Raw genomic sequence first — 24,202 nt, forward strand, 5'->3', positions numbered from 1 at the left:
GCGTGCAGTCACTGGTTCGTTTGTTCATTCGCTATCGCGCGATCATCCTTATCCTGTTCGTGGTTATGCTCGCGGCCGGCGCCTTTGCTCTCTATCGTCTGGATATCGAGGCGTATCCCGACCCGTCACCACCGCTGGTGGAGATCATCACGCAGAATCCCTCCTGGTCCGCAGAAGAGATGGAGCAGCAGGTCACGGTTCCGGTTGAAACTACGCTCAATGGCGTGCCGCATCTGGACCAGGTCCGTTCTATCTCGATCTTCGGTCTCTCGGACGTGAAGCTTTACTTCAGCTTCGACTCTGACTACTTCCACGATCGTCAGGAGGTCCTGAACCGCCTACAGACGCTGCAGCTTCCCAATGCCCTGCAGCCGCAGCTTTCGCCGTGGTCGCCCATCGGCGAGATCTTCCGCTATCAACTTGTAGGCCCTGGATACAGTCTCAACGAGCTGAAGGCAACGCAGGACTGGCTGGTACGAAGGGAGTTGAAACAAGTTCCCGGCATTATCGACATCACGACGTATGGAGGGACGACTCGCCAGTATCAGGTCGAGGCGGATCCCGATCGCCTGCTGAGCTACGGGGTGACCCTTCCGCAGGTTCTCACCGCGATCCAGTCTTCCAATGCCAACGCTGGTGGAAACTATGTTGAGCTTGGCAATCAGAATGTGAATGTCCGCGCATTGGGTCAGGTTCACTCGGTGGACGACATCGCGCACATTGTCGTCGCAGAGAAAAACGGCGCACCCATCACGATCGGGGACATCGGCAAAGTCAAGGAAGGATTTCAACCAAGGCTTGGACAGGTCGGGCGTAACCATGACAACGACATCGTTATAGGAATCGTTCTTCTTCAGAAAGAAGAGAAGTCTCTTCCTGCTCTGAAGGCTTTGAAGGAGAAGATCGCCAGTCTCAATACCGGCAGCCTGCTTCCCCCGGGCATGAAGATCCGAACGATCTACGACAGGACGACGTTGATCAATCGAACGACTCATACCGTTCGCGAGGTCATCCTTACCGGCCTTGTACTTGTGACGTTGGTCTTGCTGTCGATGCTGGGAGATCTGCGCATCACCTTCATTGCTGCGGTAACAATCCCGTTCGCCGTCCTGTTCGCATTCGGAATGATGGTTCTCAGCGGACGTTCTGCGAATCTTATCTCTATCGGAGCGATCGATTTCGGCATCCTGGTTGATTCCTCGATCATCGTCCTTGAGAGCATCTATCGCAAACTCTCGCGACGCCTGCCCGGGGAGCAGACAGGGGACCTGATTGTCGAAGGTGTCACGGATGCTGCGCGTCCGGTGCTTTTCTCAACTGCGATCATTCTGATCGCCTTCATCCCGTTGTTTACGATGCAGGGCGTAGCTGGTCAGATCTTTTCGCCCATGTCAGTCACCTATGGATTCGCGCTAATGGGTGCCCTGCTGTTCGCGCTCATCTTTGCTCCAGTCCTGGGGTATATGACGGCACCTGCAGAGCAGAAGGTGGGAGATGGATACACCTGGCTCAGCCGCCGACTGAAGAACGGCTACGAGCGGGCGTTGCATCATAGCCTTCGCTTCCCTCGCCTTGTGTGGATCGGGGCAGCCATCATGCTTTGCATTGGAATCCTGTGCTTCGCCCTGGTTGGAGGAGAGTTTATGCCTCCGCTCGAGGAAGGAAATCTCTGGATCCGGGCGACGCTTCCACAGGACATCTCCTTCGACACCTCGGTGAACATCGCGAACCAGCTTCGAGGCCTGATTGCACAGTCTCCGGAGGTGACACAGACGGTATCCCAGATGGGAAGGCCCGATGATGGAACCGACGTCTCCACCTTCAACAACATCGAGATCTCCGCAGCGTTGAAGCCACAGGAGGAGTGGCGCCCGGGCATGACCAAGCCGAAGCTCATCGACGAGATGAGTCGCCGATTATCGCGTTTCCCTGGCATCGAACTCAACTTCTCGCAGAATATTCAGGACAACGTCGAAGAAGCGATGTCCGGAGTCAAAGGCGAGAACTCCCTGAAGCTATTTGGAGATGATCTCGATACACTTACCTCGCTGGCAAACAAGATCGAACACACGATGCAAAGTGTCCCCGGTGTTGCGGATGTCGGCGTCTTCAAGGTCGGAGGTCAGCCCTCGCTGGTCATCCAAATTGATCGCAGCCGAGCAGCACGCTATGGCATTCTTTCGAACGATATCAATGCGGTCATCCAGGCGGCTGTGGGTGGCGCTCCCGTCACTCAAGTCATTCAAGGAGACCGGCGTTTCGACCTTACCGTTCGATATCCTGAGGCTAATCGCGCGACGCCGGAGGCTATCCGATCCATCCTCATTCCTACTCCCGACGGAAGCCGTATTCCGCTCGCCCAGATCGCCGATGTATCCATACGTGAGGGAAGCTTCCAGATCTTCCGGGAAGGGGGCAGACGATATATTCCCATCAAGTTTTCAGTTCGGGGACGCGATCTCGCTACCACCATCACGGACCTGCAGGCAAAACTCAAGCAGCAGGTTCACATGCCCACGGGTTATGACTACACCTGGGCCGGCGAGTTCGACTCACTCCGCAAGGAGCAGGCACGGCTTGCAGTCGTCATTCCCATCTCGCTTGCGATCATCGTCGTCCTGCTCTACATGCAGTTCGGTACGTGGAAGGACGCCTTCATTGTGGTGGCGACTCTCCCCTTCGCTGCTGTTGGAGGTACCGTCTCTCTTTTCCTGACCCATACGGCCTTCAGCATCTCGGCAGCGGTCGGATTTACCTCTCTGATCGGCGTGGCTACCCTGGGCGCCGTCGTCTTTATGTCCGGAGTCCGCAGAGCACAACGGGAGAGCATCAACGGAACGGGTCTTGAACACGGCTGTGTCGACGAGATGCGTCCTGTCGTGATGGCCTGCATGGCGGCTGGCCTTGGCCTTCTACCCGCTGCCGTCTCCAACGGTATCGGAGCTCAGGCGCAACAGCCTCTGGCGCGCGTTGTAGTCGGCGGAATGGCAACAACCATCATTGCCATCCTCTTCGTGATGCCCCTGCTGCTGCGTCAACGCACACATCTGACGATCGAGGAGGATGAAGCAACGATGGAAGACACTGAGGCCCGGTAACGGGCCTCAGTGTCCTCCTGAGGGCTTACCGGAGACACTGAATCTGCGCACAAATAAGAGCAGCGGCGTTACGGCCAGAGTCACCCAACCTATGGCGCGAAAGACGTCCATGAAGCCCAGCAGACTAGTCTGCGCGATCATCTGGTTGTAACAGCGCAGATAGGCAGCCCTGGCTGCATCGGCATGCGAGTATCCCTGGCTGGCCAGATAGTCGGTAGTCCGGCGTATCGAATCCTGGAACCACGCTCCTGAACTCGTCAGGTTGGCCGACATGATGGACTGGTGAAAGTCCTGACGCCTTTCGCTTAATGTGGTCGCGAACGAGATTCCGAAGCTGCCGCCCCAGTTTCTAAATAGATTGGTCAGACTCGACGCGCGATTATTCTCATTCGGCTTGAGCTGCGAGTACGCTAAGACACTTAGCGGAACGAAGAAGAAGGCATACCCCAGACCTTGAAACGCACGGGCCAATGCGTAGTGTCGATAGTCGGTCTGTAACGTAAGGCCGCTGTAGTAGATCATCGACGCAGAGACCGTCAGCAGGCTTCCCATCAGCAGAGTCCTGGGATGCACGATCCCACGTTGAACCAACTGTGCTCCCACCGGGGCAAGCAGCGTTATCACGAATGCGCCCGGCCCCAGGACAAGACCTGCATCAATGGCGCGATACCCATAGAGTGACTGCAGAATCTGCGGAATCATGGTGGTCGTGGCGAACAGCCCGAAGCCAAAGATGAAGTAAAAGACCGATGCGACTGCGAAATTGGGATAGCGTAGCAGGCGCAGCTCAAGGATCGGGTCGTCGGTCTTTAACTCCCAATAGATGGCCAAAGCCCAGCAGACGATCGCAATTGCGAGTAGCGAGCAGATGAAGCCGCTTCCGAACCAGTCATCGATCTGTCCGCGATCGAGCATGATCTCAAGAGCTGCGGAGCCTAAAGCTATCAAGCTGATTCCCACCCCATCGATCTTCAACTGGCCGCCGCGCCGCGCGCTCTCACGCTCTTCCTTGAAGGCGGGGGGATCATTTACAAATCGATTTGTAAGGTAGAGCGAGAGGATGCCGATCGGGATATTGATCAGGAAGACCCATCTCCAGTTGTAGTTATCGGTGATCCAGCCGCCCAAGACAGGTCCGATCGCCGGAGCCGTCACGATGGCAACCGTGTAGAGTGCAAATGCAGACGCGCGTTTTGCCGGAGGAAAAGTATCTACCAAAATCGCCTGTTCCACCGGCGCCAGCCCTCCACCCCCGATGCCCTGCAGAACGCGACTGAACAACATCACGCCCAGGCTTGGCGCAATGCCGCAGAAGAACGAAGTAATCGTAAATAATGCGACGCAAGCCATGTAGTAGTTCTTCCGACCGAAGACACGGCTCAACCATGCACTCATTGGAAGAACGACAGCATTGGCTACCAGATACGTGGTCAGGATCCAGGTAACTTCGTCGAAGCTGCGCCCGAGTCCTCCTGCAATATGAGGAAGAGACACGTTAGCAATCGAGGTGTCGAGCAACTCCATGAAGGTTGCAAGGGTCACTGTGAGCGCGACCACCCACGGGTTGACTGGAGCTTTGGACTTTGCGACCTTCTGCTGAGGAAGTACCTGAACCGCTCCCATTCCGAACCTCGCGACTCACATTTGAGACCAATCAGTCTCTTTGTGATCAAAGATTCAGATGTGCGGAGAGGCAGGAGGATTCTGAAATCAGTGAGGCCCCGGAGAGGCTGCCTCAGGCTTTCTGGAATTTCGGTACCCGGACCGTGGCTTCCAGATAGGTATCCAGATGCTCGAGAGCATCCTTCAATGCTTCGTCATTCTTCTCGATTCGACTCACGAGCATCCCGCCTTCCAGCCCCGAGATGATGAGGCGTGACACCTTTTCCGCATCGGCGTCTTGGCGGATGGTTCCGGCGGCGATCCCTTCCACGATGATTGACCGCAGCATCTTCTGCCATCCCCTGAGTGCATTTCGAACTCTCTCACGCAGGATGGGATTGCCGTTGTCCGAGTCCACTCCGGTATTTAGCAGTGGACATCCACCAGGAATGCTCGGACGAGTTACAAAGCGCGCGATGTGCTGCTTCAGGCGATCTACATGATCTGGAATATCTTCCAGTCCCTGACGCCGGGCAGCAAAAGCTACCAACCATGCATAATCAAAGGCTTCGGCCGCGATCTCCTCCTTGCTCTCGAAGTGACGATAGATTCCGCCTTTTTCGAGTCCAGTGGCCGCCATGATGTCTTTGATGACACACCCGGCGTATCCCTGTTTGTTGAAGAGAGGCGCCGCTGCCGCGATAATCTTCTGCCGTGTCTCCTCGCCCTTGTTCATATATCTCTCTCCATTGGATGCAAAAAGAGACTGGGTAGTCTCATCAGCTTTGCTGCTTCGTGTTCCGAATCCCGATGACATTCAGCATGCGTCCGGTTCTTCCAGCCTGGGCGCGATGTGAAAAGTAGCGCGGCTGCCCAGAAGGTTCCAACGTGCAGGCGGTGCATTCTCCAATGACAGTAATGTTTTTCTTCTCCAACCCGGCATCGAGCAGTTGCAGGTTATTTGCCTTCCAGAGGTCGATCTTGAACTTTATCTCCTGCGCGGTATTCGAAGTCTCGTGAAAAAGAGTCGAGCTGTAGGAGAACTCATCGTCGAACTTCTCTCTGACGTCTTCCCCGACGGTATAGCAACAGCTTCCGATGCTGGGCCCAATTGCTGCCAGAAGGTCATGGCGATTGGACCCATAGTCCTTCTGCATCTTCTCTACCCCTTGTTCCACGATCCTTCCTGCGGTCCCCCTCCAGCCTGCATGGAAGGCTCCTACAACTCGCAGATGCGGATCCAAAAGCAGAACCGGAACGCAGTCCGCCGTGCCCGCAGCAAGCAAAACATCGTGCTCGTTCGTAATCAAGCCATCGCCTTCAAGAACCGCCTTTCCTTCCGGAGTCTCCAGCCTCCCCGCATGGGCATCCTGAGCCTGGATGACATGGATGCGGCTGGAGTGGACCTGGCGAACCGTTACTAACTTCATACCATTACTGGAAGAAGCTTCCCCGGCAGCGGCATTGACCAGAAGTCTCCGATTTTCGCGCACTGCACTAGGGTCATCTTCGGCCGTCCAGCCCAAATTCAACGCATCTTCGCCATACACCTTGGATACACCGCCGTGACGGGTGCTGAATCCATGCCTAAGCCAGGAAAACTTTAGCCATTCAGGAACCTGAAGAAGCGGTAACTCTGTCATAATTTATTCATTCTAGAAGTAGAATGGCGATGACGTTTCACCTTCCCCAACGTCTCCCTTAAGGCGGTTCGAGGCAACCGATCCACCATGGTAAGTATCTTCTCCATCAACAAAATTTGCATCTGTTATCGCGGCTCTGTAAGATACCGCGATTGTAGATAATGAGAGCGAACGTGCCCACTCCCACCGCAGCCACACAACTTCTCCGTACCCGCATTGGCAAGGTTTGCGTCGCCATTACCGGAACGACAGCCGTTGAAATGATCGAAAAAGCAAGCACTGTCGTCAAGGAGACCCCCTTTCTCGAGTTCAGGCTTGATTACCTGGATAAGCCTCTCAACGCTATCCCGAAACTGAAGCAGTTCTTCGCTGACAATACGGCTGCAACCGGAATCGCCACCTGTCGCAGAGAAGAAAACGGTGGAAAGTTTACCGGCACCCTGGCAGCAGAGATGGAGATACTTTGCAAGGCTGCCGTTTCTGGCTTCCACATCGTCGATGTCGAGCTCGAATCGGCGGAAGCACTGAAAAAGGGCGAACTACAGAAGCTGCGTGATACCGGAGTTGCACTGATCATCAGTCACCATGACTTTACGGCGACTAAGGATCTGGACAAGATCTACGAGCGCATGGCCCCCTTCCAGCCGGACCTTTACAAGATCGTTCCCACGGCGAAGAACCTCTCCGATAACGTAACCTTGATGCGCTTCATGGAGCGCATGCGCGACGAGGCAAACATCATCGGAATCTGCATGGGTGACGCCGGGATCATCTCGCGAGTCCTGGGCCTGCGTGCCGGCTCTGCCTTCACCTTCGCTGCGGCAACGCCAGGAGAAGAGACCGGACCCGGCCAGATTGCCGCCCGTACGCTGATTGAGACCTACCGTATCGATCAAGTAGACGCCGCGACCAAGGTCTACGGTGTCGCAGGAAATCCGATCCGCAGTTCCCTCTCGCCCATCATGATGAACACGGCCTTCCGCCGAGAGACCGTCAACGCCGTGTATCTCGCGTTGCAGACTGCCAAGGTTAGCGATCTGCTGAAGCTGGTTCAGGAGATGCCCATCCAGGGGCTCAGCGTTACGATGCCGCACAAGCAGGAGATCATGGCTCATCTGGAGAAGACTGATCCCCTGTCAGCGAAGATTGGCGCCTGCAATACGGTTCTACGCGCTCAGGACGGCAAGCTGTACGGCTTCAACACCGATGTCGCCGGAATCATTGGACCGCTCGAAAAACGGATGTCGCTACGCGGTGCGAAGGCGCTCGTACTCGGTGCAGGCGGCGCCGCCCGGGCTGCTGTCTTCGGCCTTCGCGATAAGGGTGCCGATGTCTTCATCCTTAATCGCACCGCCGACACAGCGCAGAAACTGGCACGGCAATCTGGTTCGAAGACAATCAAAAAAGAAGCCGTCGCAAAGACAGAGTTCGATGTAATCATCAATGCGACTCCGATCGGCATGGCAGGACAGAAAGCCGCGCCTCTCCTCGAAGGGAAGGATCTGAACACCAAGCTGGTCTTCGACCTCGTCTACAACCCGCTGGAGACACCGCTGATCCGCCTTGCACGGCAACAGAGCATTCCGTTCATTACCGGAGTTGAGATGTTCGTGCAGCAAGGCGCCCGTCAGTTTGAGATCTGGACCGGCAAGCCTGCCCCTGAAGAAGAGATGCTGCGCGTCGTCATTCACTCTCTTCGACAGCAGGCAGAGGCCGCGGCATCCGAGTCTTCGCAGGAGCCAGATAAAACGGCGGGAACCAAGCGGAAGAAGGCGTCCTGATCCTGCTTTCACAGAGCAGAAAAAAGAGCCACCCCACAATGGGGTGGCTTATCGTTTGAACGTCTGCAAATTCTTAGGTGCGCTTCCCCTCAGCAGAGAGGATCTTCGCTTCGGCCTGGCGGCTCATGGCGTTAGCTTCGTCATACTTCTCGCCGTCGTCACCAGCTTCATTCCACAGCTTTTCGCCTTCGGCCAGCTCCGCACGCGCTGCTTCCACGTTGATCTCTTCTGGATGAAGAGCATGTTCCGCCAGAATAGTAACCCTCTCGGGAAGCACCTCGACGAAGCCCCAGGCCACGAAAAAGGTCTGATCCCCTGATTGACCGCCGTGCAACCGAACCTCGCCGGCACCAAGCTCTGCGAGCAATGGCGCATGACCATAAAGGGCTTCAAGATATCCCGACATCGATGGCAACTCGACCGCTTCTGCTGTTGTATCCACCAGCACGCGATCCGACGTCACCAGGCGAACTGTAAGGAGACCGGATTGGTTAGTATCTGCCATACTCGTCTAACTCTACGCTTCCAGAATCTAAATCAAACAACATCGTATGTTTTGCGGCTCCGCACATATCGAACATTCGGAGCCGCAGAAGGTAGTTAAGCCGTGGCCTTCATCTTCTCAGCTGCAGCCAGAACGTCCTCGATACCGCCCTTCAGATAGAAGGCCTGCTCCGGAATGTCATCGTGCTTGCCGTCGATGATCTCCTTGAAAGAGCGGATGGTATCTTCCACCTTCACGTAGGCTCCGGGAATGCCGGTAAAGATCTCAGCCACGTGGAAGGGCTGCGAGAGGAAGCGCTGCACCTTGCGGGCGCGGCGAACCGTCATCTGGTCCTCTTCAGAGAGCTCATCCATGCCGAGAATCGCGATGATGTCCTGCAGATCTTTGTAGCGCTGCAGGATCTTCTTCACACCCTGAGCGACGTCGTAGTGCTCCTGACCGACAACGCGAGGCGAAAGAATTCGCGAGGTCGACGCCAGTGGATCGACGGCAGGATAGATTCCAAGCTCAGAGAGAGGACGTGAGAGCACTGTCGTCGCATCCAGGTGAGCGAACGTTGTTGCCGGAGCCGGGTCCGTAAGGTCGTCGGCGGGTACGTACACTGCCTGTACCGAGGTCACCGAGCCCTTCTTCGTCGAGGTGATGCGCTCCTGCAGCTGTCCCATCTCCGTAGCCAAGTTTGGCTGGTAACCCACGGCCGAAGGCATACGGCCCAACAGCGTGGAGACCTCAGAGCCCGCCTGCGTAAACCGGAAGATGTTGTCGATAAACAGAAGCGTATCGGCACCCTCCTCGTCACGGAAGTTCTCGGCGACAGTCAAACCGGTCAGAGCAACACGCAGACGCGCTCCTGGCGGCTCGGTCATCTGGCCGTAGATCAGTGCTGCTTTGGACTTCGTATAGTCTCTGGGATCGATAACGCCTGACTCCTGGAACTCGTGCCAGAGGTCATTTCCCTCACGCGTACGCTCACCCACGCCAGCGAATACAGAGAAACCACCGTGCTTGGAGGCAACGTTGTTGATCAGCTCTTGAATGACGACGGTCTTACCGACACCAGCACCACCGAAGAGACCAATCTTTCCGCCCTTCAAGAAGGGCTGAATCAGGTCGATGACCTTGATGCCGGTCTCGAACATCTCTTCGCTGGTCGACTGCTCATCGAATGCGGGAGCCTGGCGATGGATCGGAAGATACTTCTTTGCGTGCACGGGGCCCAGTTCGTCTACAGGCTCTCCCAGCACATTCAGAACACGACCCAGCGTCTCGCGGCCCACAGGAACGGAGATCGGAGCACCAGTATCGATCGCCTTCATTCCGCGGACCAGACCTTCGGTCGCCGTCATCGCGATGCAGCGCACGCGGCCCTCACCGAGGTGCTGCTGCACTTCGACGACAACATCCTTGGGCTCGGGAACGTAAAAACCTTCGCTGACGATACGCACGGCCTGATAAATGGCCGGCATCCTGGATTCTTCGAATTGAATGTCAACGGCAGGGCCGCTGATCGAAATCACTTTTCCAATATTCTCTGCCATAGGTCTCTTTCTCTAGAGAGCGGCCGCTCCGCTCACGATCTCAATAATTTCCTTCGTAATCGCTGCCTGACGCACTCGGTTCATCTCGAGGGAGAGCGCATCGATCATGTCACCAGCATTGTTCGTCGCCGAATCCATGGCCGTCATACGTGCCGCATGCTCCGCAGCAACCGACTCCAGCAGGGCGTGAAAGATCTGGGTAGTCACGTACTTCGGCATCAGGTGCCGGAAAAGCTTCTCCGGCGTCTGATCGAAGATATAGTCAACCTCAGCGGTGCCGAACTTCTTGGCTTCCGACTCGACCATCGTCTCTTCAGGCACAGTGAGGCTTACACCGGAGGTCCGAGCAGCGTGAGCCGCCGCCTCCTTCTGCTCCTCGGTCATCTCTTCGGCTACCGTGATCTCGTGCGATCCCAGCTTGCGAATCGGAAGCAGCTTCTCAACCACGACGCGCTGCGCAATTACCGACTTGAACTCGTTATAGACGATGTAGACAGAGTCAATCTCAGCTCTGGTGTACCTCTCTACGATAGAGTGAGCCATGCAACTGACATCGTTGATATCAACCTTATTCAACAGGGTTGGATGGTCACCCGTCACTTCGATCTGCGCTGCACGATGGCGGATTACCTCATAGTGCGTTGCAAGATCATTGTCGTAGTGCTCTTCCTTCTTCTCGTACACCGCTGCCGGATAGCGCTTGCCTATAAGATCGCGAGCCTTGCGTCCAATGGGCTCGATATCGATGTTCTGACCCTGCGAACGGCGCCCATTGATAAATGCATGAGCCGCCTTGGTGATATTCGAGTTGAAAGCACCCGCGAAGCCTTTGTCACCGGCGATAACGACGACCAGGACATTCTTCTCTTCGCGTTCTACCAGCAGAGGGTGACGAACGTCCCCTGTCTCCTCGCTATAAAGATCCGAGCGGCGCACAAGCGACTCCAATACGCTGGAGATCATCTGTGCATAGGGCCGCGCCTGCAGCGCACGCTCCTGCGCACGACGCAGTTTAGCCGCGGAGACCATCTTCATGGCTTTGGTAATCTGCCGCGTGTTCTTCACGCTGCGGATGCGACGCCGTAGATCGAGTACGTTTGCCATGGTCTACTTGGCCTGAGCCGTCTCTTTCTCCTTGCGCTGAGCCAGGAAGGTCGCCTTATACTCGTTGATCGCGGCCGTCAAACGGCCCTTGAGATCATCATCGATCGCCTTCTTGGTGGCGATATCCCCAAGCACGTTCGAACCCGACTCGAGATAAGGGTAGAGACCGTCTTCGAATGCCCGCAGGTCTGGAACTGCAACATCGTCCAGGAGGCCGTTGACGCCCGCGAAGATGATTGCAACCTGCTTCTCGAACGAAAGCGGCTTGAACTGCGGCTGCTTAAGCAGCTCCGTAAGCCTCTGCCCGCGATTCAGCTGGCGCTGGGTCACCGGATCAAGGTCCGATCCGAACTGCGCAAACGCTGCGAGCTCACGATACTGCGCGAGGTCGAGCTTCAGGGTAGAGCCCACTTGCTTGGTCGCCTTGACCGCTGCCGCGAATCCGACACGCGAAACTGACAGACCTACGTTGACAGCGGGACGAACGCCGGAGTTGAAGAGGTCGGTCTCAAGGAAGATCTGCCCGTCCGTGATCGAGATGACGTTCGTCGGGATATATGCCGACACGTCTCCTGCCTGCGTCTCGATGATCGGGAGGGCAGTGAGGCTGCCTCCACCCAGTTCATCGGAGAGCTTCGAGCTGCGCTCCAGCAGACGGGAGTGAAGATAGAAGACGTCGCCGGGATATGCCTCGCGGCCTGGCGGACGGCGCAGCAGAAGAGAGATCTCGCGGTAGGACGCTGCATGCTTGGAGAGATCGTCATAGATCACCAAAGCGTGCTTGCCGTTGTCGCGGAAGTACTCGCCGATCGCGGTCGCCGCAAAAGGAGCAAGATACTGCATCGGAGCAGGTTCAGATGCGGTCGCCGCCACCACGATCGTATAGGGCATCGCACCGTTCTCTTCAAGCGTCTGCACCACCTGGGCGACAGAAGATCGCTTCTGGCCGATGGCGCAGTAGATGCAGATAAGATTGTTCTTCGCCGAATTGATGATCGTGTCGAGAGCGATCGCGGTTTTACCCGTCTGGCGGTCACCGATCAGCAACTCGCGCTGACCGCGGCCGATCGGAATCATGGTGTCGATTGCTTTGATACCGGTAGCCATCGGCTCCCGCACCGATTGGCGCGCGATAACACCGGGAGCCAGGCGCTCGACCGGAAGAAACTCGCTGGTGTTGATGGGGCCCTTGTCGTCGATCGGCTGACCGAGCGCGTTCACGACGCGGCCGATCATTGCCTCACCCACTGGAACCGACATGATGCGTCCGGTTCGCTTGACCTGGTCGCCTTCCTTCAGCTCCGTATAATCACCCAGAAGCACAGCACCGACCTGATCTTCATCCAGGTTCATCGCCAGTCCTGCCACGCCATGGGGGAAGTCGATGAGCTCGCCGGCCATTACCTTATCCAGACCGTGAACGCGTGCAATACCGTCGCCGAGCGAGATGATCGTACCGACCTCATCGATCTGAATCTTCTGCTCGTAATTTTCGATCTGCTGGCGAAGCAGCTCTGTTATCTCACCTGCATTGATCTGTGCCATGTATACCTTCTACTCGCCTCGTATCAATTCTTTTCGTAAAGCGTTCGTTTACTGCGCGCTGACCAGGCTCTGCTTCAATCGCTCCAGCTGCGCCCGAATGGAACCGTCGTAAACCGTCGATCCGATCTTCACAACCGCTCCGCCCAGCAACGACGGATCTTCTCGATAGGTCGCCCGAATCCTGCCACCTGCCAGCTTGGCAACCTGAGTCTCCAGCGAGGCTCGATCCTCTTCGCTCAATGCGTGCGCACTGACGATCTCCGCCTCCGAAAGGCCGGCATCTTCATCAGCTACCGCATGATACTCGTCCAGAATCTCGCCAAGATCGCCGAGCCGGTCATGATCCATAATGACCGCGATAAAATTCCGGACCTGCGGAACCATCCCGATCCTGCCTGCAATCGCGTCAAGGACCTTCAGCTTCTGCTCACGCGGAATTGCCGGATCTTCCATAACTTCGCGCAGTTCTCGGCTTCCACGGTAGGTCTCCCGGAAGTCTCGAAGCTGCTGTTGCGCCGCCTCCGCGTCCAACTTCTGAGATGCGACAACCGAGGCAAATGCATGTGCGTAACGAAGGGCAATCACCGACATTTAATTACGGCCTCCCTCAGTGTCCGCTCCAAGGCGACGAGCAAATTCCTGTACAAGAACCCGGTCTGTCTCCGCAGAAACAACCAGCTTCTTCGCCGCCTGATCGATCGCAAGATCCGCGGCATACTGCTGAATCTGCCGCCGCGCCTGGGCGCTCGCCGCCGCAATGTCCTGCTCGGCTGCAGCCAGAATCTTCTGCTTCTCCTCTTCGACAGAGGCCTTCATGCGCTGCTCTTCGATCTGGGCATCCTTCTCAGCCTGCGCTCGCATCGTTGCGATCTGCTCGTCCAGCTTGGACAGACGAGCCTCGACACTGCCGAGCCGGCTGGTCGCCTCCGCGCTTGCTGCGCGAGCCTCTACGAGATGCTTTTCGAGAGCGGCATTGCGGTTGCGAAAGGTCTTTGGCAGGGCCTTCAGCAGGAACCACCCCACGAAAAGCGCCAGAACTGCGAAGTTCACCACGCTGAAAGCCGTAGCCGCCTGCTCCGCGTCGAGGCCAAACTTCGCCCCCAGCGACTTCACCGCTGCAGAGTGACGAAATACCTCTTCATCGCTATGCTCTTCCTGCTTCTGTGTTTCCCGATGTCCAGGAGAAGCCTCGCCGACACCTTGAGCAGCTTCGCCAGCACTTTGAGGAGCCGCAACGACAGGCGCAGCCTCAAGCGCGTGCAGACGGGGCATCGGTCCGGCCAGCAAGAGCGCCAGAACACCGATCGGAAGAGTGGCCTTCAATGCAACCCCGGGGCTCTTCATTGCGCAACCTCTATACTCGCAACCTTGGAGGGAAGCACAGCGGCAAGCACGCGCGCCGTAAGATCAGAACTTGCAATCTCAATCTGCGTCCTCGCGTCAGCCACACTCTGCTCGATATCCTGTCGCGCAGAGCTTACACGCTGCTGCGAAAGCTGTCGCACCTGATCGAGGGCGGCTTCGCGCTCTGCAGCCCACTGCTTCAGACGCTGCTCCCTTGCCTCGAAGAGATCTGTCTTCGCCCTGCGAAGCTTCTCCTCGTAGGCGCCCGTCTCGGCCTCAGCGGCGGCGATTGCGCCCTTGGCCTGCTCCATTGCTCCGGCAGTACGCGCATGGCGCTCAGCCAGAATGCGATCAAGCGGTCGCCGAACGAGCAGACCATATGCGATCACCAGAAGGATAAAAAGAACCATCGTCGGCACAGCGCCGAGCACAAGTCCACCGAGTTGGTTGAGTATCTGTTCCATGTAGGGATTCGGTTTGCGACCGCTCCGAGTGTCTTCTTTACTGAGCCATTCCGGCAAGCATAGTTTGTTCGAAGCGTTACAGGTTGGGCCTGTTGTGCAGACTGCGGTACATCTAGTTTTAGCAAAGCGTTTAGCGGAGTGTCAAACAGGAATATTCCGATAACCGAACAGTTGGGCGCTCATCGAACCTCTAATTCTCTCCCTCAACACCCTTTGACTTCCCCGGTAAAAACCGTAAACTTTAGGTACCACCCGGACCCTATTATCTGGGTCACATAGGTCGCGTGACAGGGGACACCACCTCCGCTCCCCATCAGGCGGCCTATGCTAGTTAAATGCGCTTTATCGGCGCCCTCACCTCGACTTGGCCTCCGCTTGAAATCGGCGGTACCGGTTCAACAGTGAGGCCGGCCCGTTAGCCCGGAGATACACGAGATTGCCCTCGAAGCGCTTCTCATTCACAATCGCTCCGCCCTCAAGTGCGGCAAGGATTCCACCCTCCGACTGCGGAAGCCGGAATCGAGCCTCCATCATCGGGTCGATCACAAGGTGTTCATCGATCTCCTGCAACAGATTGTCTATCCCATCGCCGGTCAGCGCAGAAACTCCCACCCTTCCGGGCCGGGACCACATCTCGCGCTCGTCGGGAGGTAGCAGGTCGATCTTATTCATAACTTCCACGATTGGCTTATCGCCTACCTGCAGTTCGCCCAGAACCTTTTCCACTTCTATCTTTTGCTCCTCAAGCATCGGGCTGGAGGCGTCCCGAACGTGCAACAGAATCTCTGCCCGCTCAACCTCTTCCAGCGTCGCCCGGAAGCTGGTTACCAGTGTGTGCGGCAGGTTCCGGATAAACCCTACCGTGTCAGAGAGGAGGATCTTACGTCTCGATGGCAGCTGCAGCTGTTTCAGCTTCGGGTCCAGCGTCGCGAACATTCTTGACGACTCCAGCACACCTGCCTCTGTCAAAGCATTAAATAGGGTGCTCTTTCCCGCATTGGTGTAACCCACTAACGCAACCACAGGCACCGGTACGGCTTCGCGCCGTTGCCGTTGCTGCCTCCGGATACGTCGGACCGACTCCAGTTGTTCCTTGACGTGATGGATCCGGAGCCCAATCTTGCGCCGGTCCGTCTCCAGCTGGGTTTCACCCGGCCCACGGGTCCCGATTCCACCACCGAGCTGACTCATCGTTTTGCCCCTGCCGGCCAGACGAGGCAGTTGATACTCCAGCTGCGCCAGTTCCACCTGCAGCTGGCCTTCCCGGGTACGAGCATGACGGGCAAAGATATCCAGAATGAGTTGGGTCCGGTCGATGACTCGGGTCCCCAGCTTCGCTTCCAGATTTCGCATCTGCGAAGGCGTGAGGTCATGGTCAAAGAGGACCAGATCGGCGTTGACCGACGCCACTACGCCCGCAATCTCCTCCAGCTTGCCCTGGCCAACCAGCGTAGCCGGATCGGGCCGTGCGCGGCGCTGAATCAGCGTAGCGGCAATCTCAGCGCCAGCGCTTCGGGTAAGTTCCTGGAACTCCGCCAGAGAAGCATCAAAGTCCAACTCTTGATCTCGGGCGGGGGACGGCTTCTGGACCATAGCCTCTTCCACGAAAGAAAGCGCAGAGTCTGTTCCGGACTCCAGCATGGCAGATTGGAGGGTAGCCGCCTTACGGGCCTGACTTGCCTGATTCGTCAGTCGCCGTCGCTGTGCAGTAAACTCCACCGCAATCAGAACCGCCCGCTCGGAACCGCTCTCGTTGATGATGTGCGTCTTCGCTCTCGCCGGGGCCGCTTGGGCCCCCGCAAGATCATTCCCACTCAACTTCGATGTATTCACCAGGTTCCTCCAGGAACCTTCATGAAGTTATCCATGAGAGCCCTTGAGGCTCGCCGGGGAGACCGGTTCAGCGTGCGGATGGCGCGCCTGCCACCTCGGCGACATTCGAAGACGGCGCCGCAGCAGCACTTCCTACTGGCGCAGACTGCGAAGAAGCGGACGAGGTTCGAAGGTCTGCCTTGGGTTCTCCATGACCGCCTCCCATACGACCGCTGACAACCGTGGAGATCGCATGTTTGAAGATCAGTTGTTCCTGACTGTTGTTTTCCAGAAGAACCGAGTACTTATCGAATGAGCGGATCTTTCCAGTGAGCTTTACCCCGCTCACGAGATAGATCGTGATCGGGCTCTTGTCCTTGCGGACAGTGTTGAGAAAAGTATCCTGAATATTCTGTGCCGGCTTTGAGTCCATGGTGCCGATCTCCTTAACTGTAGATTTCCAGATAATTAAAGATTCCGCCAAACTTCAAGCCCTTCAGTGGAACGCGCAGACAGCCGCTCTGCTGAATCTGAAGCCAAGAGGTTCCACGATACGAGCATCCACCGCATTTTTCAACTCGCGGTGCACTTCAACACGAAGCGGCATGCTCTTCATGAGTGTTAGACGCAACAAACTCCCCCCGGGACTCTTCGCCCTGCCAACGATTTACCATGGATGAGTGGCGACCGAAACTCTTCAACCCGTTCCGATGCTGGACTTCTCCCGGCAATATGCCGCCATCCGCGAAGAAGTCCTCGCCGCCATCGAACAGGTCTGTGATTCACAGCAATTCATCCTCGGACCTCCCGTTGCATCTTTTGAGAGTGCAGCCGCTCAGGCCTGCGGTGTACCTCACGCGATTGGCTGCGCCAGCGGAACCGATGCTCTCTGGCTAAGCCTTGCCGCTGCGAACATCGGCCCCGGCGATGTCGTTATCACAACTCCCTTTAGCTTCTTTGCCTCTGTCAGTGCCATCCTGCGTTGTGAAGCCCAACCACTGCTCGCCGATATCGATCCGCTTACCTTCAACCTGTCTCCTCAAGCGGTCGAGAACGTCATTACTTCCAACCCTGGAGCCAAGATCAAAGCGGTCATGCCGGTCCATCTTTATGGCCAGTGCGCCGACTGGGACTCCTTCCGGGAGCTTCAGCAGCGATACGGCTTTTTGCTGATTGAAGACGCCGCCCAGGCCTTCGGAGCAGAATGGCGCAACCAGCCCGCCGGCAGCTTGGGCGATCTCGCCGCTTTCAGCTTCTATCCCACCAAAAATCTCAGCGCCTTTGGCGACGCTGGACTGGTGACTACAGATTCAGCCGAGTTCGAGGAACACGCACGAGTGCTCCGTGCTCACGGAATGCGCCGCCGCTACTATCACGATGAAGTTGGCTGGAACTCGCGTCTGGACTCGCTCCAGGCTGCCGTCCTCGAGGTAAAGCTGCGCTACCTTCCGCAATGGAATGAACAACGGCGGCAGATCGCAAGTGGATATAACGAGCTCTTCACGAAGACCGGCCTCGCCTCTTCTGACGTCGACAGCGGGATCGTGCTGCCTTTTGTGGATGCCCGCGCCACTCATGTCTTCCATCAGTACGTGATTCGCGCGCCACGCCGCGATCAACTGCGACAGTATTTGGCCGACCGCCGTATCGGGACAGAGATCTACTACCCCCTGCCGCTGCATCTTCAGACCAGCCTGGCAAAACTGGGGTATAACTCCGGAGACTTCCCCTCCAGCGAAAGGGCAGCAAATGAGGTTCTCGCTCTTCCTATCTTCCCCGAACTCCGCCGGGATGAGCAGGAGACCGTCGTAGAAGCCATCCGCGCTTTCTATAGCTAAGTCCGCTAGCCGACCCACATACAGAAGACGTTGCAAAGGATTGCAGAAGCAGCCGAGGCAATTTTCAGCGTCGCCGTCGGCTCTTCGCAGTCGCTGCCCTCTTCTTTTTCTCTGCGACGGGCATGGGATGAGCATCCATCGGCGCCTCTGTTCCCGGCTGGACAATTCGCCTGACCAGGTTTCCCTCAAGGCGATATGTCTTCAGATTCGTCTTTGTGGGGACAATAGAGCCGGTCACCGGATCCGGTATCACCGGGGGAGCATCCGCGGCCAGAACTCGATAACTGAATGTTGGAGCCTCAGCCATCGAAGCTGGTGCCTTCCCGTAGGGATCACGGGCCATTCCTATCTCCACCGGGAGATATCCCTCGATGTTTCGCTCCCGGAACCCCGTCTCGTAGCGGTGCTTCTTCACATTCCAGGTAAACACTCTAACCTGGTCGAAATCGTAAGGAAGCCCAGCCTTATACGGGCTTAGGACCGTGAGGTAGACCGGAACGCTCTTATCGTCTTGCGGGGCTTCCGGATCATTCACCTTTGTCAACACATACGCACCGACAATCCGCTGGCCTTCGGAGTACCGCATGATTGCATCCGGCGCGTCAACATCCATCATGCGGCTGTAGAGCCACCCCGTCTGCCCCTTTGAATCCCGCACGAGCCACCAGTCTTCCATCACCTGAGGAGGAGGGCCCTCCTCCACTCCAGTCGTCGTCTTCGGCGCTGTCGACGGTCTCGCGAGACGCTGCCCGGGAGTCGCAGGCCGTGGCAACGTCGCTCGGCGCAGCAGTTTGAGCTTCTCGCCTTCCATAAGACGAAACAGCTTGTCCGCTTCGCGTCCCGGCTTGGTATGCAGGTAGACATCGTCACGGACGACTCCACCTGCAATCACCGGGTCCTTTTCGTGCTCCTGCTTGAGAGAGGAAAACTCACTGAAGACATCCTGAGTAGCGACGGCTCGATCATCGATCCACCCCTGTTCTCCCTTGTCTGTCTTCACCTTGAAGAACCGGCGGTTCTTCTCCAGAACCTCGAGTTTGTCCCCATTCTCCACAGTGGCGGTGCGATTCGAGACCGCAGCTACACGATCCCGCAGAAACGTCTGCTTCGAGGTCACATACACGTACTCCGTCGCGGGTTTGGGACGCAGCCTCGAACAGCCACTCAAAGCCACCAAAAGACAACTACTCAGAACTAGGTATCGTGACCACACGCGACAAGCACGTAGTTGCCGCCCACCGGTCTGTGTGAAAAGTGAAACGATAATCCTCAAACTCCCAACGCCTTTAAGGCGATACCCATCCATATTACCGAGGTGCGCCTCCACATCCTCCCGATCGAGTCGTCAAATTGGAAGCTGTTACCAGTTCAAGTACCCCGGTCTAGTGGGTAACCGCTATCGCTGTCACCCCGGCTGGATCGGTATCGGTGGCTATGCTGGTCGACAGGTTCAGCTTCCCCGCAGTCGTCGCATCGAAGCCGTACATCGAAAGATCCGGCCCTCCATTGTTCGCTCCTGCCAGCAGATACTTCCCTCCCGGATCGATTCCCAGCGCATTCACCTGCTGGCCACTTCCGAAGGGTGAACCAGAGATCGCCGTCAAGGCTGACCCTGTTCCAATCGAGTATCCAGACACCGTGCTGTCAGTCCTGTTGGCGACGTAGATATACTTCCCGGTCTTATCCAGCGTCACGCTGGACGGTCTCTCGCCGGCGGCGAACGGCGATCCCGCGATGGAATTCAAAGCACCGCCTGCTCCTATCGTGTAAACCGCGAGTCCTCCGTTCGTTCCGCTGCGAGCAACGTAGAGATACGAGCCTGTGCTGTCGACAGCGAGAGCATTATCGCTCGTGGTGGAGACGCCTAGGGCCAGTCCTTGGGAATAGCTCAAACTTCCTGACGTTGTATCCAGCGTAAACACACGTTCGCCGCCCGTTCCCAGTGCGCAAAAGACCAGGTTGCCCAGCGGAGAAACCTTAACCGCCGCCGGAAGAATCGTTCCCGTCAACGCGTCATATCCCGGGGTCGCGAAGGGCGTGATGCCTCCGGAGGAGGTGTCAATCTTAAACTCGTCGAGGGCGTTCTGATTCCGGTCGAGCCCGAAGAGCCATTGTCCATCGGGAGAGATATCCAAAGAAGCCACAGAGATCACCGCACCGTTCTGCTTTGCGGTCAGTGAGCCGTCGGAATTGATGGCGTAAACGCTGATCGAGCTTGAACTCGCCACGTACAGGTAGGCGTTGTTCGGAGAAACGACTACCGCCAAAGGTGCAAACCCCAGGCTCACCGGCGAATTCGGGACCGCGGTCAGTTTGTCTGTTCCGATCGTAAAGCCCGAGATAGAACCAGTCGTTGCATTCGCGACATAAACTCGCGCAGTTCCGGTTCCGCCCCCACCGCCCCCGCTGTTATCAGGTGGAACAAAGAAATCGCCGCAACCAGTCAAAGCCAGTATCGCTACAGAAACCAATGCCCGGAAACCCGGGTACAGCTGTCTTGCTCGTTCCATTCCGAATCCGATCTTCAGCATGCCGCTTGTTCAACAATACCCTCATCTATAATCGCCGGCATGCCCGCCGATAAACTTAGGTATTCCCGCCTTGCGGCGACCTTTCTGTACTTTGCTGTAGTTGCCGGACAGGGTACGGCTCACTCCTTCGACTCGCCAGACAAAGAAATGGCACCCGATTCCTCTTCGCTGGCTCACAACGTCCGTGCAGATATGGACTTCCTTGCTGATGACGAGCTGCACGGCCGAGGCTCAGCAACGCGCGACGAGCACATCGCAGCTCTCTTTGCCGCCTCCCAATTCGAGGCTCTGGGGCTCAGACCCGGAGGTGAGCAGGGTTCCTATCTGCAGAAAGCTGCTCTTCCCAACCCGCTTCCATCGCGAATGCAACAGCGGCTTGCCAAGTTCGAAAACACACCCCGCACCGAAACCTGGAATGCCATCGGCGTCCTCCCCGGCACTTCTCATCCCGACGAGACCATCCTGCTTACCGCTCACCTCGACCACCTCGGCGTAGCTCTCGACGCGAAGGGCGATGCTATCTACAACGGGGCAGACGATGACGCGTCCGGAACCACAGCCGTACTCACCCTGGCCCACATCTTGGCTACAGGCAAGCGCCCAGAACGCACAATCGTCTTTGCCCTCTTCGGATCCGAAGAGATCGGAGGTTTTGGCAATCGCGCCTTCCTCGCCCATCCTCCTGTCCCGCTCTCGCAGATCGTGGCCAATCTCGAATTTGAGATGATCGGTCGTCCAGATCCTGCAGTTCCTGCAGGCACTCTCTGGCTAACCGGTTTCAGCCGCTCAAATCTTGGTCCTGAACTCGCCCGTCATGGCGCGCATCTCGTCAACGATCCGCATCCTAAGCAACTCTTCTTTCAGCGTTCCGACAACTACGCTCTCGCACGGCAGGGCATAATCGCCCAGACCGTCTCCAGCTTCGGGCTCCACCACGACTATCACAAGCCCTCGGACGAGATCAGGACCATCAACTTCCCGCACATGATCCATGCCATCGGATCGATGGTCGCGCCCATCCGATGGCTCGCCGACTCCGACTTCAAACCAGAGTGGAATCAAGGTGAAAATCCGAAGCTGAATCCGCCTGAGGTGCAGCACTAGCAAAGAAAGAGGCGCGGAACTAAGTCCGCGCCTCGTATCTTCAGATCACTTACATTGGATCGTTACGCAACAGCCGCAGCTGGGGTCGGGGCGGCTTTCTCCGAGTCGAGCACCACGCCAATGGCATGGATGACCGCCGTCACACGGATTGCGGCGTTGATCAGCTCCTCGGTAGCACCCTTCTCCCGAAGAACGCGTTCATGCGAGTCCACGCACTTCTCACAGGCGTTTACCGCACTCACCACCAGGCACCACAGCTCGAAGTCAAGCGCGTCGACCTTGTGTCCACGCAGCGCATTCATTCTCAGCCGCGCCGGAAGCGTTGCATACTTCTCATTCGAAGTCAGGTGGTGAAAACGGTAGTAAATATTGTTCATCCCCATAATCGCTGAGGCAGCCTTCACTGCATCCAGGACGTCAGGTGCCAGTCCTGCAGCCTCCGCTTCACCAATGGCCGCTGCGGTCAGCTCAGGATTTCGCGTGGCGATGGCCGAGGCCACCACGCTTCCCCATAGCTGCTGGGGCGTGAGTTCCGTGTTCTGCTTCACCAGCGAGGAGTAGTTCAACTTCATATCCTTCGCATAGGTCGGCAGACCACCAATCAGATCTTCCATCGTCATGTTCTTTCCTCCTCCTTCAGCTAAAGGCGCGGATGCATCTGCATCCGCGCCGCCATCTTCCACAGATGCGGTTAGCTGATCGTTGCTTCGCCCTTCTGCCAGTTGCAGGGGCACAGCTCGTCTGTCTGCAGCGCATCCAGAACTCGCAGAACCTCCTGCGGATTGCGGCCCACCGACAGGTCTGTCACATAGATGAAGCGGACAATGTTGTCAGGGTCCACCAGGAATGTTGCACGCTGCGCCACACCAGCCTTCTCATCCAGGATTCCAAGCTGCCCCGAAAGGTCGCGCTTGATATCGGACAGCATCGGGAACGGAAGGTCCTTCAGGTCAGCATGGTGCGTGCGCCACGCCGCATGCACGTATTCATTGTCGGTGCTCGCTCCAAGAATCTGACAGTCGCGATCAGCGAACTCTCCGTTCAATCTTCCGAAGGCGGCAATCTCAGTCGGGCATACGAAGGTAAAGTCCTTCGGCCAGAAGAAGTAGAGCTTCCACTTTCCAGAATACGTGTCACCCGTAATCGTCTTAAATGCCTTCGCCTCATCCTTCTCGGTCGACACAGTTGCAGTCAGTTCGAAATCAGGAAACTTCTCTCCAATTTGAAGCATTCAGTAAGTCCTCTCAGGGTTGGTAGTTATAAATTTTTTCGAGTTCGTGACTCTATAAATCACGATTGAGCCGCATGTCTGATCTTAGCAAAAAATACAGACGCCGTGAAGCACTTAAGGTTATTTGTTTCAGTCACTTATGCCAATAAACGACGCTGCCTTGAGAGCCCCCCAAAGGGCTTCCATCAGGGCAGTTAGCTGACTCAGATATCAGGTACTTAGTCGAAGATCACGCCTCGAACCAACTCACTGCTTGTCGATACGGACCATCTTCTCGCCCACACCAGATCCTCGAACATACGTCGCCTCTAAGACGAGGCTTCGTCGTAGAGAGCCATCAACTTGCAGCCTGCTGGCATTTCGCGCACAGGCCAATTACATCCACTGCATACCGCTCCACCAGGAACCCGTCCGGAAGCCGATGACGCCTTGGCGACAGCCCCAGCTCCTCTTCCCCGATGTCACTGATAGCCTTGCACCGCGAGCACACCATGTGATGGTGCTCCTCGCTATTCATCTCAACACGCACTGAACCGTGATGCACGCTCATCTTGCGAAAGATTCCACTCTCTACAAACAGGTGGATGTTCTTGTAAACCGTGGCCAGGGAGATTGCTGGAACCTTCTCCTTCACCTGGGCAAAGACCTCTTCCGGACTCGGATGGCCCTCCATCCCCTGCATCACCTCATAAAGAACCTGGCGCTGGTGCGTCACGGCAATCCCGTGCTCTGCGCAAAGTCGGCGGAAGTCCAAAGAGGTCTGCTGCACAAAATCAGTTTACTATAAAAACGATAATAGTTATCGTTCGATAAACGTAGTCGCCTACAGTACAACACCCGCGTCCTCCCGCCCCTGTAGTCGAAACGGATAATCGCTCATGCCGTAAGACTTGCCAGCAATCACCTGCCTCTATCTTCCGAAGACTGCTATGCTTAGCAGGGAATTTTTCAGAGGAGAACTACTGGAATCATGATCGATCTCAAGGGTAAAGTCGCCGTCGTCTTCGGCCTCGCAAACAAGCGCAGTATCGCCTGGGGCATCGCGCAGAAACTCGCCGAGGC

The 24,202-nt window shown here is 56.7% G+C and carries 21 protein-coding genes and 1 pseudogene; 5 read left to right on the forward strand and 17 right to left on the reverse strand.

Annotated features, from left to right (window positions below; all coding sequences use genetic code 11):
* Positions 1–2 precede the first annotated feature (2 nt).
* Positions 3–3,098, forward strand: a complete 3,096-nt coding sequence (locus JAO29_RS10235; RefSeq protein ID WP_334268110.1) for an efflux RND transporter permease subunit — start codon at positions 3–5, stop codon at positions 3,096–3,098.
* 6 nt (positions 3,099–3,104) lie between these two features.
* On the opposite strand, the gene JAO29_RS10240 is transcribed toward JAO29_RS10235, so the two are convergent.
* From JAO29_RS10240 to pgeF, 3 genes are all read right to left on the reverse strand, one after another.
* On the reverse strand, positions 3,105–4,721 hold the full coding sequence (locus tag JAO29_RS10240) for a DHA2 family efflux MFS transporter permease subunit (RefSeq protein WP_334268111.1): 1,617 nt from the start codon (positions 4,719–4,721) through the stop codon (positions 3,105–3,107).
* 112 nt (positions 4,722–4,833) lie between these two features.
* Positions 4,834–5,436: a TetR/AcrR family transcriptional regulator gene (locus tag JAO29_RS10245; RefSeq protein WP_334268112.1), complete on the reverse strand. Its 603-nt coding sequence runs from the start codon at positions 5,434–5,436 to the stop codon at positions 4,834–4,836.
* 43 nt (positions 5,437–5,479) lie between these two features.
* Positions 5,480–6,343, reverse strand: a complete 864-nt coding sequence (pgeF, locus tag JAO29_RS10250) for a peptidoglycan editing factor PgeF (protein WP_334268113.1) — start codon at positions 6,341–6,343, stop codon at positions 5,480–5,482.
* A gap of 173 nt (positions 6,344–6,516) precedes the next feature.
* On the opposite strand from pgeF, the gene aroE reads away from it, so the two are divergent.
* Entirely contained in the window at positions 6,517–8,124 is a 1,608-nt protein-coding gene (gene aroE / locus JAO29_RS10255) for a shikimate dehydrogenase (protein ID WP_334268114.1), read from the forward strand.
* Positions 8,125–8,197: 73 nt separating this feature from the next.
* On the opposite strand, the gene atpC is transcribed toward aroE, so the two are convergent.
* The 9 genes from atpC to hfq form a co-directional block, all read right to left on the reverse strand.
* Positions 8,198–8,629: an ATP synthase F1 subunit epsilon gene (gene atpC, locus JAO29_RS10260; RefSeq protein ID WP_334268115.1), complete on the reverse strand. Its 432-nt coding sequence runs from the start codon at positions 8,627–8,629 to the stop codon at positions 8,198–8,200.
* A gap of 95 nt (positions 8,630–8,724) precedes the next feature.
* Complete coding sequence (gene atpD / locus JAO29_RS10265; RefSeq protein ID WP_334268116.1) at positions 8,725–10,167, reverse strand: F0F1 ATP synthase subunit beta; 1,443 nt, start codon at positions 10,165–10,167, stop codon at positions 8,725–8,727.
* A 12-nt stretch (positions 10,168–10,179) separates the two neighbouring features.
* Positions 10,180–11,271 (reverse strand): F0F1 ATP synthase subunit gamma, encoded by a 1,092-nt coding sequence (locus JAO29_RS10270; RefSeq protein ID WP_334268117.1) that lies wholly within the window; start codon positions 11,269–11,271, stop codon positions 10,180–10,182.
* Positions 11,272–11,274: 3 nt separating this feature from the next.
* Positions 11,275–12,816 (reverse strand): F0F1 ATP synthase subunit alpha, encoded by a 1,542-nt coding sequence (atpA, locus tag JAO29_RS10275; RefSeq protein ID WP_334268118.1) that lies wholly within the window; start codon positions 12,814–12,816, stop codon positions 11,275–11,277.
* A gap of 48 nt (positions 12,817–12,864) precedes the next feature.
* A complete protein-coding gene (atpH, locus tag JAO29_RS10280; RefSeq protein WP_334268119.1) occupies positions 12,865–13,407 on the reverse strand; it encodes an ATP synthase F1 subunit delta in 543 nt (180 codons plus the stop codon).
* Positions 13,408–14,160, reverse strand: coding sequence for an ATP synthase F0 subunit B (locus tag JAO29_RS10285; protein ID WP_334268120.1), 753 nt, complete (start codon positions 14,158–14,160; stop codon positions 13,408–13,410).
* A complete protein-coding gene (locus JAO29_RS10290) occupies positions 14,157–14,624 on the reverse strand; it encodes a hypothetical protein (RefSeq protein WP_334268121.1) in 468 nt (155 codons plus the stop codon). The genes JAO29_RS10285 and JAO29_RS10290 overlap by 4 nt, the downstream gene beginning before the upstream one ends.
* 354 nt (positions 14,625–14,978) lie before the next feature.
* Entirely contained in the window at positions 14,979–16,217 is a 1,239-nt protein-coding gene (gene hflX, locus JAO29_RS10295) for a GTPase HflX (RefSeq protein WP_442886362.1), read from the reverse strand.
* 307 nt (positions 16,218–16,524) lie between these two features.
* Complete coding sequence (hfq, locus tag JAO29_RS10300) at positions 16,525–16,869, reverse strand: RNA chaperone Hfq (protein WP_334268122.1); 345 nt, start codon at positions 16,867–16,869, stop codon at positions 16,525–16,527.
* A 247-nt stretch (positions 16,870–17,116) separates the two neighbouring features.
* On the opposite strand from hfq, the gene JAO29_RS10305 reads away from it, so the two are divergent.
* On the forward strand, positions 17,117–18,274 hold the full coding sequence (locus tag JAO29_RS10305; protein WP_334268123.1) for a DegT/DnrJ/EryC1/StrS family aminotransferase: 1,158 nt from the start codon (positions 17,117–17,119) through the stop codon (positions 18,272–18,274).
* 64 nt (positions 18,275–18,338) lie between these two features.
* Here JAO29_RS10305 and JAO29_RS10310 read toward each other — a convergent pair whose 3' ends face one another.
* Both JAO29_RS10310 and JAO29_RS10315 read right to left on the reverse strand, forming a co-directional pair.
* A complete protein-coding gene (locus tag JAO29_RS10310) occupies positions 18,339–19,391 on the reverse strand; it encodes an SH3 domain-containing protein (RefSeq protein ID WP_334268124.1) in 1,053 nt (350 codons plus the stop codon).
* Between the two features lie 265 nt (positions 19,392–19,656).
* Positions 19,657–20,784 (reverse strand): lactonase family protein, encoded by a 1,128-nt coding sequence (locus JAO29_RS10315; protein ID WP_334268125.1) that lies wholly within the window; start codon positions 20,782–20,784, stop codon positions 19,657–19,659.
* Between the two features lie 168 nt (positions 20,785–20,952).
* Between JAO29_RS10315 and JAO29_RS10320 the strand changes: the two genes are divergently transcribed.
* Positions 20,953–21,909, forward strand: a complete 957-nt coding sequence (locus JAO29_RS10320; protein WP_334268126.1) for a M28 family peptidase — start codon at positions 20,953–20,955, stop codon at positions 21,907–21,909.
* Between the two features lie 62 nt (positions 21,910–21,971).
* Here JAO29_RS10320 and JAO29_RS10325 read toward each other — a convergent pair whose 3' ends face one another.
* The 3 genes from JAO29_RS10325 to JAO29_RS10335 all read right to left on the reverse strand — a co-directional run bounded on the left by JAO29_RS10325 (position 21,972) and on the right by JAO29_RS10335 (position 23,894).
* Positions 21,972–22,529, reverse strand: coding sequence for a carboxymuconolactone decarboxylase family protein (locus tag JAO29_RS10325; protein ID WP_334268127.1), 558 nt, complete (start codon positions 22,527–22,529; stop codon positions 21,972–21,974).
* 71 nt (positions 22,530–22,600) lie between these two features.
* A complete protein-coding gene (locus tag JAO29_RS10330; protein ID WP_334268128.1) occupies positions 22,601–23,140 on the reverse strand; it encodes a peroxiredoxin in 540 nt (179 codons plus the stop codon).
* A 337-nt stretch (positions 23,141–23,477) separates the two neighbouring features.
* Complete coding sequence (locus JAO29_RS10335; protein WP_334268129.1) at positions 23,478–23,894, reverse strand: Fur family transcriptional regulator; 417 nt, start codon at positions 23,892–23,894, stop codon at positions 23,478–23,480.
* Between the two features lie 216 nt (positions 23,895–24,110).
* Between JAO29_RS10335 and JAO29_RS10340 the strand changes: the two are divergent.
* A pseudogene (locus JAO29_RS10340) lies at positions 24,111–24,202 on the forward strand (NADH-specific enoyl-ACP reductase); the annotation flags it as partial.

The organism is Edaphobacter sp. HDX4 (genome assembly GCF_036877565.1).
Taxonomy (GTDB): domain Bacteria; phylum Acidobacteriota; class Terriglobia; order Terriglobales; family Acidobacteriaceae; genus Edaphobacter.